General features: G+C 62.1%; 15 protein-coding genes and 4 pseudogenes. 10 read left to right on the top strand and 9 right to left on the bottom strand.

What is annotated here, in order from left to right; genetic code table 11:
- Positions 1–116 precede the first annotated feature (116 nt).
- Positions 117–893 (bottom strand): annotated as a pseudogene (locus ACFQXB_RS17625) (hypothetical protein); the annotation flags it as partial.
- A 30-nt stretch (positions 894–923) separates the two neighbouring features.
- Positions 924–1,139, bottom strand: a pseudogene (locus ACFQXB_RS17630) (transposase domain-containing protein); the annotation flags it as partial.
- 306 nt (positions 1,140–1,445) lie between these two features.
- Here ACFQXB_RS17630 and ACFQXB_RS17635 point away from each other — a divergent pair.
- On the top strand, positions 1,446–1,625 hold the full coding sequence (locus ACFQXB_RS17635) for a hypothetical protein (RefSeq protein WP_377406501.1): 180 nt from the start codon (positions 1,446–1,448) through the stop codon (positions 1,623–1,625).
- Positions 1,612–2,529 (top strand): annotated as a pseudogene (locus ACFQXB_RS17640) (recombinase family protein); the annotation flags it as partial. The gene ACFQXB_RS17635 and the pseudogene ACFQXB_RS17640, both read left to right, overlap by 14 nt.
- A gap of 144 nt (positions 2,530–2,673) precedes the next feature.
- On the opposite strand, the pseudogene ACFQXB_RS17645 reads toward ACFQXB_RS17640, so the two are convergent.
- The 7 genes and pseudogenes from ACFQXB_RS17645 to ACFQXB_RS17675 all read right to left on the bottom strand — a co-directional run.
- Positions 2,674–3,381: pseudogene (locus ACFQXB_RS17645) on the bottom strand (IS66 family transposase zinc-finger binding domain-containing protein); the annotation flags it as partial.
- 63 nt (positions 3,382–3,444) lie between these two features.
- Positions 3,445–3,798, bottom strand: a complete 354-nt coding sequence (gene tnpB / locus ACFQXB_RS17650; RefSeq protein WP_377406503.1) for an IS66 family insertion sequence element accessory protein TnpB — start codon at positions 3,796–3,798, stop codon at positions 3,445–3,447.
- Positions 3,795–4,253 carry an IS66-like element accessory protein TnpA gene (gene tnpA / locus ACFQXB_RS17655; protein ID WP_449301250.1) on the bottom strand — a complete coding sequence of 153 codons (459 nt, stop codon included), beginning with the start codon at positions 4,251–4,253 and terminating at the stop codon, positions 3,795–3,797. Before tnpA ends, tnpB begins: the two co-directional genes overlap by 4 nt.
- A 165-nt stretch (positions 4,254–4,418) precedes the next feature.
- Positions 4,419–5,375, bottom strand: a complete 957-nt coding sequence (locus ACFQXB_RS17660) for a cation diffusion facilitator family transporter (RefSeq protein WP_043772516.1) — start codon at positions 5,373–5,375, stop codon at positions 4,419–4,421.
- Entirely contained in the window at positions 5,365–6,120 is a 756-nt protein-coding gene (locus ACFQXB_RS17665; protein WP_377406538.1) for a transglutaminase-like domain-containing protein, read from the bottom strand. Before ACFQXB_RS17665 ends, ACFQXB_RS17660 begins: the two co-directional genes overlap by 11 nt.
- A gap of 96 nt (positions 6,121–6,216) precedes the next feature.
- Positions 6,217–6,795: a cation transporter gene (locus ACFQXB_RS17670; protein ID WP_009573601.1), complete on the bottom strand. Its 579-nt coding sequence runs from the start codon at positions 6,793–6,795 to the stop codon at positions 6,217–6,219.
- A 103-nt stretch (positions 6,796–6,898) separates the two neighbouring features.
- Positions 6,899–7,327 carry a MerR family transcriptional regulator gene (locus ACFQXB_RS17675; protein WP_013959865.1) on the bottom strand — a complete coding sequence of 143 codons (429 nt, stop codon included), beginning with the start codon at positions 7,325–7,327 and terminating at the stop codon, positions 6,899–6,901.
- Positions 7,328–7,498: 171 nt separating this feature from the next.
- Here ACFQXB_RS17675 and ACFQXB_RS17680 point away from each other — a divergent pair, with 171 nt between their 5' ends.
- Genes ACFQXB_RS17680 through ACFQXB_RS17715 form a run of 8 tightly spaced genes read left to right on the top strand, consistent with a single transcriptional unit; the run spans position 7,499 to position 12,926 of the window.
- The gene (locus ACFQXB_RS17680; protein ID WP_018001723.1) at positions 7,499–8,101 is read left to right on the top strand and encodes an SCO family protein; all 603 of its coding nucleotides are present in this window, start codon (positions 7,499–7,501) and stop codon (positions 8,099–8,101) included.
- Between the two features lie 5 nt (positions 8,102–8,106).
- A complete protein-coding gene (locus ACFQXB_RS17685; protein WP_009573598.1) occupies positions 8,107–8,529 on the top strand; it encodes a disulfide bond formation protein B in 423 nt (140 codons plus the stop codon).
- A complete protein-coding gene (locus ACFQXB_RS17690; protein ID WP_018001721.1) occupies positions 8,526–9,185 on the top strand; it encodes a DsbA family protein in 660 nt (219 codons plus the stop codon). Before ACFQXB_RS17685 ends, ACFQXB_RS17690 begins: the two co-directional genes overlap by 4 nt.
- Positions 9,186–9,208: 23 nt before the next feature.
- Positions 9,209–9,676 (top strand): copper chaperone PCu(A)C, encoded by a 468-nt coding sequence (locus ACFQXB_RS17695; protein WP_018001720.1) that lies wholly within the window; start codon positions 9,209–9,211, stop codon positions 9,674–9,676.
- Positions 9,676–10,302, top strand: coding sequence for an SCO family protein (locus ACFQXB_RS17700; RefSeq protein ID WP_026155632.1), 627 nt, complete (start codon positions 9,676–9,678; stop codon positions 10,300–10,302). The genes ACFQXB_RS17695 and ACFQXB_RS17700 overlap by 1 nt, the downstream gene beginning before the upstream one ends.
- The gene (locus ACFQXB_RS17705; protein WP_377406511.1) at positions 10,299–11,672 is read left to right on the top strand and encodes a M23 family metallopeptidase; all 1,374 of its coding nucleotides are present in this window, start codon (positions 10,299–10,301) and stop codon (positions 11,670–11,672) included. The genes ACFQXB_RS17700 and ACFQXB_RS17705 overlap by 4 nt, the downstream gene beginning before the upstream one ends.
- A gap of 3 nt (positions 11,673–11,675) precedes the next feature.
- Positions 11,676–12,131, top strand: a complete 456-nt coding sequence (locus ACFQXB_RS17710) for a DUF411 domain-containing protein (protein ID WP_018001717.1) — start codon at positions 11,676–11,678, stop codon at positions 12,129–12,131.
- Between the two features lie 12 nt (positions 12,132–12,143).
- Positions 12,144–12,926: a ZIP family metal transporter gene (locus ACFQXB_RS17715; RefSeq protein ID WP_026155630.1), complete on the top strand. Its 783-nt coding sequence runs from the start codon at positions 12,144–12,146 to the stop codon at positions 12,924–12,926.
- Positions 12,927–12,935 lie beyond the last annotated feature (9 nt).

Here is a 12,935-nt window from a genome sequence, read left to right on the forward strand (position 1 = left end):
CTATATATGAAATAAGTGCAACAAATGCATTAAGTGTTGGTGAGTTTCTGCACGCCCTGCCGCGTGCTCGCGGTCATCGCTGCTGCCGAGTGAGCCGGTGACACCCACGCTAACCTTCAGTTTGTCGCCTTCCACATCCTGAACCGCCCCTGTCCTGTCACCTCGCGGATCAGGCCCCGCGCTTGCATCCATGCAAGGTTGCGCTGGACGGCGGCGCGGCTCGCGCCAGTCAGGGCCTCGGCCATCGGCGCAGAGACGAGCGGCCATTCGGTCAGCACCGCGCGCAAGGCCGGGGGCGTCCTGCCCGAGAGCGATGCCATTTCGGCCATTGCCCGCGCCGACCATGCCTCGATATCGTCAAGCTGTCGCATCGCGGTCAGGCAGGCCTTCTCCATCCCGTCCAGCCAGCGCGCCAGACGATCAGACGGTGACCCACCGGCCCGTAACCCCCCTGCCCCGCCCATGGCCAGAGGCGCGAAGACTGCGCCTCTCCCCTCGCTGGCAGCGATCCGCGCAGCTACGACAGCGGCTTCCATCTGGTCACCGTGCTGCCCGAGCCCCGCGAGGCGCCAGAGGTGAAAGCCCATAGCGGCGCGGGTGATCGGGTGCAGGTCTGCGGCCTGCTCCATCAGATCCAGCCAACCGCTCGCGCGATCCACGAACGGCTCGGTCTCATCACTGATGTTCTCGGGGTCGCGACGGTCGAGGAAGGCGGCCAAGTCCTGCTCCGGTCCCGGTCCACCCGTCAGTCGCCGAACCGCCCACCCGACCCGCGCCAGCGCCGCCGTGTCGTCCTGGACGCCGGACAGGCGCAGCGAGATCCAGAGCGCCAGCCGATCTTGGCTGATGCGGTCACCGGTGTGCCAGCTCAAATCTGCGGCCTCCATCAGCGCCGTAAGCGTTCCCAGGAGGGCACTGGCAGTTCAGCTTGACGGCTTGAAGTTCCACGGCAGCAGGTCGTCGATACCGCTTTGCGGATGACCGTTTGCGATCGCTGTCAGGGTGGCCTTGAGATAGGCGAAGGGTTCAACGCCGTTGATCTTGCAGGTTTCGATCAGCGATGCGATGCGACCCCAAGCGATGCCGCCTTCGTCGTGACCCGCAAAGAGCGCATTCTTGCGATTGAGGGTCATTGCCCGTTCATTCTGCCCATGTCGGCGAAGAGCGGGAAGTCCATTATCGTTGGCATCCCTATTTCGGCCTGAAGGTCTGTATCCGGCGAGTAGAGCAGCGCGCGACCGGGCAATTTCTCAAGGTGGAAGGCCCGACTGGCGTTGTCGTCTCGATTCCCGGCTGGATGGTGGATCCCCTCGCCTGCGCCGACATGAGCATTGGCCAGCCACAGGTTGATCTCACCGCGCTGTCTGAACTCAAGAGACTGGTCACGCCAACGGCTGCTCCCGCACACTCCACGCGCGAAACTGGAATCGCAAGGGAGGAAGTCGATGAAGCAGCACAACGCGCCTGTGCCGACCTCGGGCCGGCAGATGAGCCTGATGTTCGGGCCCTGCAAGGTGGACGGGATGAACGAGGCGGAGCGGGCGAAGGCCACAATCACGCTGGCTCAGATTCTGATGCAGGCTGCGGGCCTCATCGTGGAGGAGCTTGACGATGAACAGCGTTGAACTGATCCCCGCGCAACTCCTGAAGCGCAAGGCTGTCGTCTATGTGCGCCAATCGACGCAGTCCCAGGTCATGACAAACCTGGAGAGCCAGCGGCGGCAATATGACCTCGTCGACATCGCACGCCAGCACGGTTTCATCGACGTCGCGGTTATCGACGACGATCTTGGGCGCTCCGCGAGCGGAACGGTGGCGCGCCCCGGCTTCGACCGTCTGGTCGCCTGGTTGTGCGCGGGGAAGGTGGGCGCTGTTTTATGCCAGGATGCGTCACGGCTCGCGCGAAATGGCCGGGACTGGCACCATCTTCTGGAATTGTGCGGGCTCGTTGAGGCCCGTGTCATCGACCACGACGGCATCTACAATCCCTGCCAGCCGAATGACCGCCTGCTTCTGGGTATGAAAGGCAGCATCAGCGAGTTCGAACTCGGTGTGCTCAGGACGCGGATGCTGGATGCCGCCAAGGCAAAGGCGCGGCGTGGCGAGCTGCGCCTGTCAGTCCCGTTCGGTTACATCTGGCACCGTGAGGCGGGTCTGGGGCTGGATCCTGATCTGCGTTTGCAGGAGGTGATCAGGCTCATCTTTACCCGCTTCAGTGAGCTTGGCAGCGCGCGCCAGGTATTGTTGTCGATGACGGCTGACCAGATCCACTTCCCTCGGCCTTCGGATGAGGGGCGCATGACCAACTTCAAATGGCTGCCGATCCGCTATCGCAACGTGATATCTGTGCTCAAAAACCCCTTCTACGCGGGCGTTTATGTCTATGGCAAAAGCGAGAAACGAACGTCCATTGTAGATGGGCGCGCGCGCCGGAGCTATGGTCACAGCAAGCCGGTCGGAACCTGGGACGTGTTTATCAAGGACCACCACGAGGGATATATCGGTTGGGACGAATTTGAGCGAAACCAAAACCAGTTGGCGCTGAACAACTACGGCCGCGCCGACGGTGTGAAATCGGGCCGAGGCGGCCGGGCGCTGCTTGCAGGCGTCATGACCTGTGCCCGGTGCGGACGGCGGCTCTCGGTTGCCTATACCGGCAATCCGCAAAGCCGACCCGTTTATCGCCATGACCACGGCCTGTCTATTCAACGGCATGTGCTCGGAATGTTTGGACACCGCGATCTGGGCCAGAAGCGCCTCGGTGGGCCAACTGCCTTCCAGCAGATGCGCGGGGGCCTTCGCCTGCACCACACCAGCGCGCCCCTTGGGGCAGGCGTATTTCGGGCGCACGGTGACGATGACCTGATAGCGAGCAGGGATGCAATCCAGCCGCTCGCTCCGGTCCTCTCCGATCCGGACCATGTCGCCGCAGCCGCAGGGGCACGCAAGGCTGTCAGGCTCGACCATGCGCTCGACGCGCGGCAGGCTTTCGGGCAGCGCACGCGCCTTGCGGGGCGCTCGCGGCATACGTTTCTCAGGGTCCGGTTCGCGGGCCGCCATCCTCTCCTTAAGGGCCGCGATCTGTGCCTGGGTCTCGGCGATGGCGGTTTCCTGATCCTCCAGCGCCAGTTCCAACTGCGCCGGGTCCAGCTTCTCGGATTTCGGCCCGAACTTCGTGCGCCGGTAATCCAGAACCTGGCCTTCCAGCTTCTCGATCAGCGCCTGCAGCTCGGTGATGAAGGCATCCTTCTCGGCCACCACAGCCTGCTCATGCTGGCGTGCTGCACGCTCGACCGAGAGCTCGAACTGCATCGCGGCAAAGGCCTTCGCCACCTCGGGTGGAAGGTCTGGAAACTGGCTGAGATCGAAGGGCGGCGGCATGCGCCGTCCTACCCGATCCGGGACAAATTTCCAATAAAACAACGCCCAAAATAGCCCGGTGAGTCATCCTGCCGCAGTCGGCGGCTGCACCCGCCGCGCAACTGTCCGGCGCCAATCCAGACCTTCGAACAGAGCTTCCGCCTGAGCCCGGGACAGCCGCATCACCCCGTCCTGAACCTTCGGCCAGGCAAAGCTGCCCTGTTCCAGGACCTTGTAGATCAGCACCATGCCGGTGCCATCCCACACCAGGATCTTCAACCTGTCGCCGCGCTTCGAGCGGAACACTACCGTCACCCCGGAATGCGGGTCGAGCTTGAGTTCGGTCTGCACCATCAGCGCCAGCGCCTGATGGCCACACCGGAAGTCGACCGGCTTCGTCGCGATCAGGATCGGCAGCCGTTGCCCGGCGACGATCATGACGCCCCGCGCAGGGCTCGAACCACGGCCGCTATCCGGTCGACCGCAACATCGCCCGGAACCCGCAGCACGACATCGGCCCCGATTTCCACCGTCATGATACCAGCCGATGGCTCACCAGCCTGAGCAAGGACTGGGGTCGCTGCCGGCAGGTCAGAACGCGCTTCAATCGCCAAGGGCACAAAATTCGGCTCCGAGGGAGTGTCGCAGGATGATCCAGGCCTCGCCAACAGATCCGCCGGCAGGGTCAGCAGCCCTTGCCGCGCCTGCCGACGCCATTCGGAAAGATGGTGGGCCTGCATGTCATGACGCCGCGCGACATCCACCACGCGAACACCGGGCTGCAGGCTCTCGGCCACGATCCGGGCCTTCACATCGTCAGGCCAGCGCCGGTTCTTCCGCCGAGGCTCCACCACCTCGCAACGTCCGACAAATCCGTCTCCACCATCCGGCATGCGCACCCTCCTGCAGCTTCACAGCTACTTCTGAAGGCTCCAGACGCGACAGAAAACGCGCAAAATCACTGGGGCAGAGACGGCGCATACGGTTCATCAGTCCACTTGACGTTGGTCGACGTCAACTTGCCGTCGCAAATGAGGAAATGATATCCTCATGCTCGGTTATCTTTTTTCGTGAGTATGAGTTTCCTCCCCATCTCTCGAATTACCGTGACCATAGAGATCGGCGTTCTGATGAGCGCGATCCTCGTGCTCGAATTCGAGGCTGGAATGGCTGATGCCGAATTCTCCCTTCAGCCGCTTCTTGATCGCGCTCTTGATCTCTTCAATCTTCGACCACCCCTCGGCTGCCACGACGACATGGCAGTCGAGCGCAGCCTCGTGCTCTTGCATTTGCCAGAGATGGACGTGGTGGACGTCGGCGACGCCTTCGACTTTCCGCATCGCTTCGACGACGGCCTCGTTGTCGATGTCCGGCGGGCTCCCGAGCATCAGGGTTCGGATTGGGCCGCCTATTTCAGTGAAAGACAGATACAGGATGTAGATGGCGATGCCGATGGTGATGGCAGGATCGACCCAACGCATGTCGTAAAGGATGATCAGCGACCCAGCGACGATAACCGCGACCGAAGCAAGCGCGTCCGACAGGTTATGCAGGAAAAGCGCGCGGATGTTCACGCTGCCCTTCTGCATCGAATAGGTCAGCATTGCGGTCAGCGTGTCGACCACAAGCGCAATTCCACCGAGAATGACGACGGTCCAACCCATGACTTCGGGTGGATCAATCATGCGCATGCCACCTTCGTAGATCAGGTAGAAGCCGATCAAAATCAGGGTGGTGTAGTTAACCAGGGCTGCGACGATTTCGACCCGACCATAGCCGAAGGTCATGCGCTCATCGGCTGGGCGGCGCGCGATCTTGCGTGCGGCGAAGGCAATGACAAGCGAGGCCATATCGGAAAAGTTGTGCAGCGCATCGGCGATCAGTGCCAGACTGCCCGAGAATATGCCCCCGACGACTTGCGCAACGGTAAGTAGCCCGTTTGCCCAGATGGCGATGGCAACCCGCCGATCGCCGGAATCCGGATCGAAATGCGCGTGCCCGTGGTCATGTGGCATTGGCAGGCTCCGCGTGCGCGTATGTCGCGCGTCGGTCAGTCTTCAGGCGGCCGCTGCGGAAACCACGTACGCGCGCATTCATCCAGTGGCGAATTATATGACGGTAAAGGGCGCCACGCAGCCATCCAAAGGATTGCTCATGGGACAAATAGAAGGCGTCCGGCGTATCAAACACGCCGAAATCCTGCACGATGCCGGTTTTCTGAATGTAGGTATCTTCTCCGTTCCAGGCGACGGGAGGCGCGCCAAGGCAATCCGTGCCCGCGCCATAACCGCAGAGACTGTCCGTGTCCGAGAAAGACGTTTGCAGGACTTTGAGGAAAGCGTCATCCAGGATGAAGCCTTCAAGGTTGATCCAGGCACCTTGAAATTCGATCTCGACCCATGAGTGGAGAATTTCCTGCGGAGCAAGCGGATACACCAGCTCAGGGACAACACCGCGCTGCAAGCCTTTATGGATCGTAAACCCATGCAACCGGCAACGAATGCCGACACCACGCAGCAGCGCCATCAAGAGCGTGCCTTTGGTATTGCACTGCCCGTAGCCGTCGGAAAGCACTTCGGATGCGGGGATGTCGTCGGCTCGATTGTATCCGAACGCGATTTCATTCCGAACGAAATCATAGGCAGCTCCGATCCGATCGTATTCGGATAAGCCGCGCCAGCCGCGGGTCTCAATTAGATGCGCAAGAGGCGCGGCGTCAAAATCCAGTAGTTTGGTGGGTGCAAGTAGGGGGTCGGTCATCTGCAACGGAGTCGCTCCTCGAATCGTCTTGGAACAAGACTAATTGCTATAGTCACTATAGCTTCAATCCTTTCTTTCAGAAAGAATCTCCCGCAACTATTTGTCCGTGTGAACCGCTTTGTGGTGTTCGCCGTGTGCGTCGCGCAGGATGTCGATACCGCCCCAGGCCGCGATCCCGGCGACGATCACACCGACGACAAGGTCCGGCCAGTTGGTTCCTAGCCAAGCGACGAGGCCACCGGCCACGACGATCCCGAGGTTCGCGGCGAAATCGTTGTAACTGAAGGTGTTGGCCGCGCGGATATTGACGTTTGGATTTTTGAGCTTAGCGAGCAGCCAAACGCAGACTGCGTTGATAGCCGCCGCGATCAGGGCCATTGCAATCATGATCGTCCCGAGCGGATCTGACCCACCGATGTAGCGGCGCCACGCATCGTAGAGGATGCCTGCAGCGAACAGGATCAGCAGCCCGCCGGAAACGTTCGCCGCCCCGCGTTTCCATTTGGCGGATCGGGACAAAGCGAAAAGGCTGATCGCGTAGACGAAGCTGTCGGAGAGGTTATCGAGCCCGTTGGCGATCAGGGCACTTGAGTCGCCGAAGGCGCCTGTTGCGAAAAAAGCCACGGCCAAACCGATATTGAGCGCCAGAACGATCCAAAGCGTCCGTCTCTCCATTGAATCTTGTCTAGCGGCCATTTTGTGGTTCCAGCTTGTGTTGTACGACACATTAACTTCTGCGGCAGATCTGCGTTCCAGCCGGAATGTTGGCTGAATTCCTTCAGGCCCCGATTTCCTCGTGTTCGGTCAAGCATTCCGAATGGTCCCGCAACACCTCAAGCACCTTGCAATCTCCCGTCCGCCCGCCGCTGCATTCGTGAACCATGCGTTTCAGTTCCGTGCGCAGCGCCTTCAGGCGGGCCATGCGCTGCTCCACCTGTTTGAGCTGGCGACGCGCGATGGCATCAGCCTCATCACAGGGCCGGTTGGGATGGTCGCTGAGGTCGAGCAGCTCGCGGATCGCATCGAGCGAGAAACCGAGTTGTCGCGAATGGCGGATGAAGGACAGCCGGTCGAGCTGTGCATTGTCGTAGCGCCTCTGCCCGCCTTCGGTCCTGCCAGGTTCGGGCATGAGCCCAATCTGTTCGTAGTACCGGATGGTCTGCACCTTCGTGCCAGTCTTCTTTGACAGAGTACCGATCGTGAGCATTTTCGCCTCCATGAAAAAGATACAGTTTGTGTAGGTTTTGCCGTCGGAATAAACAAGTGTCGGTTTCACAGACGCGTGAGTTCAAGCTATACCATGATTTCGTGCTTGAACCTCTAGCGGCTAGAGGATGTATCCGCACTTGCAATAAGAATCAAAAACAGGCGAACAGGATTGTCCCTTACATCGGCACAGAAGTTTCTTTGGGTTTTGGCAGGCGTGGCAGCGCTTGCCTTCGTATGGCTCTTGCTATGGTCCGATTATCGTGCCGATAGCGCCCGAACTGACGCCGAGCCGCCTTTTTTCGCTGAGTTCGAACTGACGGACCACCAGGGTATGGTTCAAACCGAGGAGGACTTTGCGGGGCGCTGGATGCTGGTTTTTTTCGGCTTTACCAACTGCCCCGACGTCTGCCCGACGACCCTATCTGAGGTCGCGGCGGTGATGGACGGTCTGGGCGACGATGCCGCCAAGGTCCAGCCGATTTTCATCACCATCGACCCCGAACGGGACACGCCCGCCGCACTCGCCGAATACGTCCCGCTGTTCGATGCGGGCATCATCGGTCTGACCGGCACGCCGGAACAGATCGCCGCCACATCCGAGACCTTTCCGATCTTCTTTGAACGCGTCGAAGAGGCTGCGGCGCCGGATGGTTACACGATGGGCCACACGTCGCATTTGTTCCTCTTCGATCCCGACGCGGGCTTCGCCGACTCGTGGCCCTACGGCACCTCCGCCGAAGAGATACTCGCCGATCTGGAAGAGAGGTTCTGACCGACATGAACCGTATGTCCGGAGAAACAGCCCTCGGGCTGGCGTGGATCATCGCGCTCGTCGCCTCGCTTGCCGTGCTTTTCATCGGCGAGGTGCTGGGGCAGACGCCCTGTGTGCTGTGCTGGTTCCAGCGCGCCTTCATGTTCCCCTTGGCCATTGTCCTCGGGCTCGGCCTTTGGTGGCGGGACGGCCGCGTGGGGCGCTACGGCATCGCATTGGCGCTTGGCGGCGGCGCAATCGCCCTCTGGCACATGGGGCTGTACGTCGGTCTTGTTCCCGAACGCGTCCAGCCCTGCACGGCCACCGGCCCCTCTTGCACCGATGACAACCAACTGGTCTTCGGCATCCCTATCCCGCTGATGGCGCTCGCCGCCTTCGCGCTGATCGGGGCGCTGTCGGCCCTTTCATTGAAGGACACACGAACATGAATCGACGCGGCCTGATCCTGTCCGTTCTTGCCCTCGGCGCCGCCGGTTTCGGCGGAGCCACCTGGTTTGCAATCCGCCCCGGCCCAGTGGCCGAAGCGGAGCCCGTTGCTCCGGAACTTGCGGAGGCGATGATCCGCCCCTACTCGCCCATCCTCGGGCCTGCGGATGCGCCCGTCACGATCGTCGAATTCTTCGATCCGGCCTGCGAGGCCTGTCGCGCCTTTCATCCCATCGTGAAGGACATCATGGCCGAGCATGGGGAAGCTGTCCGCGTCGTGATCCGCTACACGCCCTTCCACGGCGCGGCATCCGAGGAAGCCATCCGCGTGCTCGAAGCGGCGCGCATGCAGGACGTTTACGTGCCGGTGCTCGAGGCCGTTCTGCGGGAACAGCCGAGATGGGCGTCGCACGGTGCCCCGGCGCCTGGCCTGATCCTTCAGATCGCCGCCACGGCCGGACTCGATGCCGAAGCCGCGCGCACGCAAATGCTGGCACCCGGTGTCGTGGCGATCCTTAACCAGGATCGTGCTGACGTCGAGGCCGTGGGAATTCGCCAGACGCCCACATTCTTTGTGAACGGCAAGCCGCTCGATCCATTCGGGGAGGCAGAGTTGCGTCGTCTGGTGGCCGCCGAAGTCGCTGCCGCGCAAAGCTGAATGGAAAGGGCAGGATCAGAACGATGAAAAAGTATATTTTGACTGGCACACTGGCCGCGCTTTTGACCCTTGGAGGGCTCTCGGTGCCCGCGCTGGCCGGACCCGAGGATGTTGTCGTCGAGAACGCGTGGTCCCGCGCCTCCATCGGGATGAACCGTCCCGGGGCCGCTTACATGACGATCCGCAACACTGGCGACGAGCCGGTGACGCTGATCGGCCTTACAACACCGCTCGCGATGATGCCCGAAATCCACGAGACGAAGACCAATGCCGAAGGTGTGAGCTCCATGAGCCCGGCGGGGGAGATCGCGATCGCCCCGGGCGAGAGCGTCGCGCTCGAACCGGGGGGCCTGCACGCAATGCTGATGCGGCTACAAGAACCGATGACGGAAGGGGACACCTTTCCGCTGACCCTGCTTTTCGACGACGGAGGCGAAGTGACGGTCAAGGTGCCGATCCTCGGAATCGCCGCGCGGGGGCCAGAGGACTGATGCGGCGACGGGCGGTCCTGGGGTACGGCGCGGCTGGTGTCGGGGCGGTCGCCCTGATGCTCTTCGTCGGTTGGTGGCAGGTCGATGGACCCGGTGGACCCGAACCTGTCGGGCAGCGGCCTGTGGCCCTGACCGAGATGGATTTCCGTCTGACGGATCATGAGGGCAACGCGGTCGGGCCGGAAACCCTGATCGGTCGCCCGACGATGGCGTTCTTCGGCTTCACCTACTGTCCCGATGTCTGCCCGACCACGCTTTCTGACATTTCGGGATGGCTCGACGATCTGGGAGACGAGGCCGACGAGATGAACGTGGTTTTCATCACGGTCGATCCCGAGCGCGACACTGTCGAAACGATGGCCGAATATGTCGGCTACTTCCATCCGGCGATCCGCGGCTGGACGGGACCGGAAGAGCAGATAGCGCGCGTCGCGGACGGCTTCCGCGCCACCTACGAGCGAGTACCGGCGGAGAGCGGCGATTACACGATGAACCACACCGCGAGCGTCTTCCTGTTCGCAGCCTCTGGGCGATTCGTCACCATGATCGACTATCACGAGCCCAAAGAATTCGCGGTGCCGAAGATCCGCCGCGCGCTGGAAGAAGAAATGGAGGGGGCGACATGAGGCTCAGAACTTTGGCGGCTTGTGTCGCAATTGCGGGGACGGTTTCGGGAGCGGCTATCGCCATCTCTGATTCCATGTCGAAAGAACCCGTGCCGCCGGAACTTGCCCAGGCAGGTAGCTGGATGCCCCAAGGTCCTGAAGCCCCCCAGAACGTTGACATCCCCGTGACGCTGCCCGCGGCGGCATGGGCAGAAGATGCACCCGACCTCAGCCCGCTGCCCCTTCTGCAGGCCGCGTTTGCCGACAGGCCGGTGCAAGCGATCGAGCCACCCCTGTCGACATGGTCGCGCGACATTGCTCCGGGCGAAACGCTCGATTTCTTGCTGTCAGAGGCCGGTCTTGCGGCACCTGACAGAGCCGAAGTTGCCCTCGCGCTTGGTGCGGAATACGATCTGCGACGGCTGCGGCCGGGGCACTCGGTCACTGTCGCTTCGACCGTGGACGGCAGCCCCCGCACCGTCTCACTCGCCGTCGAGGACGGGGTTCGGATCGAGGTGGTTTTCGGCGAGCAGATGTCCACGCAGGTCGTGGCTCCGGATCCGGAAATCGTAACCCTTGCCGGCGAAGCCATGATCGACAGCTCGATCTTCGCGGCACTCGACGAAGCCGGCATACCCGCCCGTTTTTCCGTGGACCTTGCGCAGATGCTGGGTGGGACCGTGGATTTCCGCCGCGAGATGGCCGGTGGCGAAACACTAAGGCTTCTCTGGCGTGAGGCGCGGGTCGGAGAGGACAGGATCGGACAGCCCGAACTCGCCTTCGCCGCACTGGAGATCGGCGGTTCGCTTTACGAGATCGTATGGCCGGACGACGGCAGCGGTCAGGCGACGATCTACGTCGATGGCGAGGTGCTGCGCGTCTTCGCACAGCCGGTAGAGGGTGCGCGCCTCAGCTCGGTGTTCGGACGCCGCACGCATCCGGTCTTTGGCAACGTCCGGATGCACACCGGCGTCGATTTTGCAGCGGCACGTGGGACACCGGTTCAAGCGACGGCACCGGGGCGGGTCAATTTCATCGGCTGGCGCGGCGGATATGGTCGCGTGGTCGAAATCTTGCACGGCTCCGACACCATGACGCGCTACGCGCATCTGAGCGCCGTGCCGGAAGACTTGGCACAAGGCCAACGCGTTGCGGCGGGAGACGTGATCGGCCGCGTCGGCGCGACTGGCACGGCGACAGGTCCGAACCTGCACTATGAGGTGCTCGTGGATGGGCGCCCGACTGACCCCCTCTCTGACGACCGGCTCGCCGAAGCGGCCGAGAGCGATGCGGATGATACCGCCGCGCTCTCGCGTCTGGCCGAGGCGCGCGCGCTTCTGAATGAAAACCTCGGCAGCGAGATTGCCAAAACGACAACCGAAAGGCTCTGACCCATGAAACGCATGACACAAGTTCTTGCCATCACGCTCGCCCTGTTCCCAGCGGCCCAGGCCCTCGCAGAGGCAACGGCGATCGACGTCCGCAAGACCAACGGATGCGGCTGCTGCCTCTCGTGGATGAAACATCTCGAAGAGAACGGGTTTGTGCCGACCGGCCAGGACATGTTCGGCGGGCTTCTCGTGCGCTTCAAGCTAGACAACGGCGTGCCGCAGCGCATGGTCTCCTGCCACACCGCGCTCATTGACGGCTACGTGATCGAGGGCCATGTACCGGCCGCTGACATCCGCCGCCTTCTCGAGGAGCGCCCGGACGCCGTCGGCCTCGCTGTTCCGGGGATGCCCTATGGCTCGCCCGGCATGGGGCCAGAAGACGACCGCGAGGCCTATGATGTCTTCCTCATCCGCAAGGACGGGTCGACGGAAGTCTTTTCGAGCTACGCCGAAGGATAATCTGGCCCGCCCATGGAAAATCTGTCTCCGATAATGCTCGGCTTTCTCGGAAGTCTTGCCGCCGGATCGCTCACAGCAGTCGGAGCAGTTCCCGTGCTGTTCGGGCGCATCCCGTCTCGGGCCACACGCGATCTGTCGCTCGGCTTCGCTGCCGGTGTGATGCTCGCCGCTTCTTTCTTTTCGCTGATCATCCCGGCATTGGATGCGGCGGAGCCGATGTTCGAAAACGGCGCGATGCCTGCGGCCATCGTATGCGTTTCGATTCTTCTGGGCATGGGGGCTGTCGCCCTGATGAACGAAAAGCTGCCGCACGAGCACTTCAAGACGGGACGCGAAGGGCCCGAAGCGGCGTCTTTGCGGCGGGTCTGGCTGTTCATCATCGCAATCACGATCCACAACTTCCCCGAAGGCCTTGCGGTTGGGGTCGGCTTCGGATCCGGAGGTATGGAGGGCGGTCTGCCGCTCGCCATCGGCATCGGGCTTCAGAATGCGCCCGAAGGATTGGCCGTCGCTGTATCTCTGCTGGGCGAGGGATATCCGAAGCTGCGCGCCTGGGGCATCGCGGCGCTGACGGGCATGATCGAGCCGATTGGCGGTTTGCTCGGGGCCGGCATCATCACACTGTCGGAACCGCTGCTTCCATGGGGTCTGGCCTTTGCCGCGGGCGCAATGCTCTACGTCATTAGCCACGAAATCATCCCCGAAACCCATCGCAGCGGCCATCAGAACAGGGCGACGCTCGGTCTCGCAGTCGGGCTCGTTCTGATGCTGTTCCTTGATGTCTGGTTGGGATGAGGCAATGTC

The sequence above is a fragment of the Halodurantibacterium daqingense genome, assembly GCF_042666235.1.
Taxonomy (GTDB): Bacteria; Pseudomonadota; Alphaproteobacteria; order Rhodobacterales; family Rhodobacteraceae; genus Halodurantibacterium; species Halodurantibacterium daqingensis.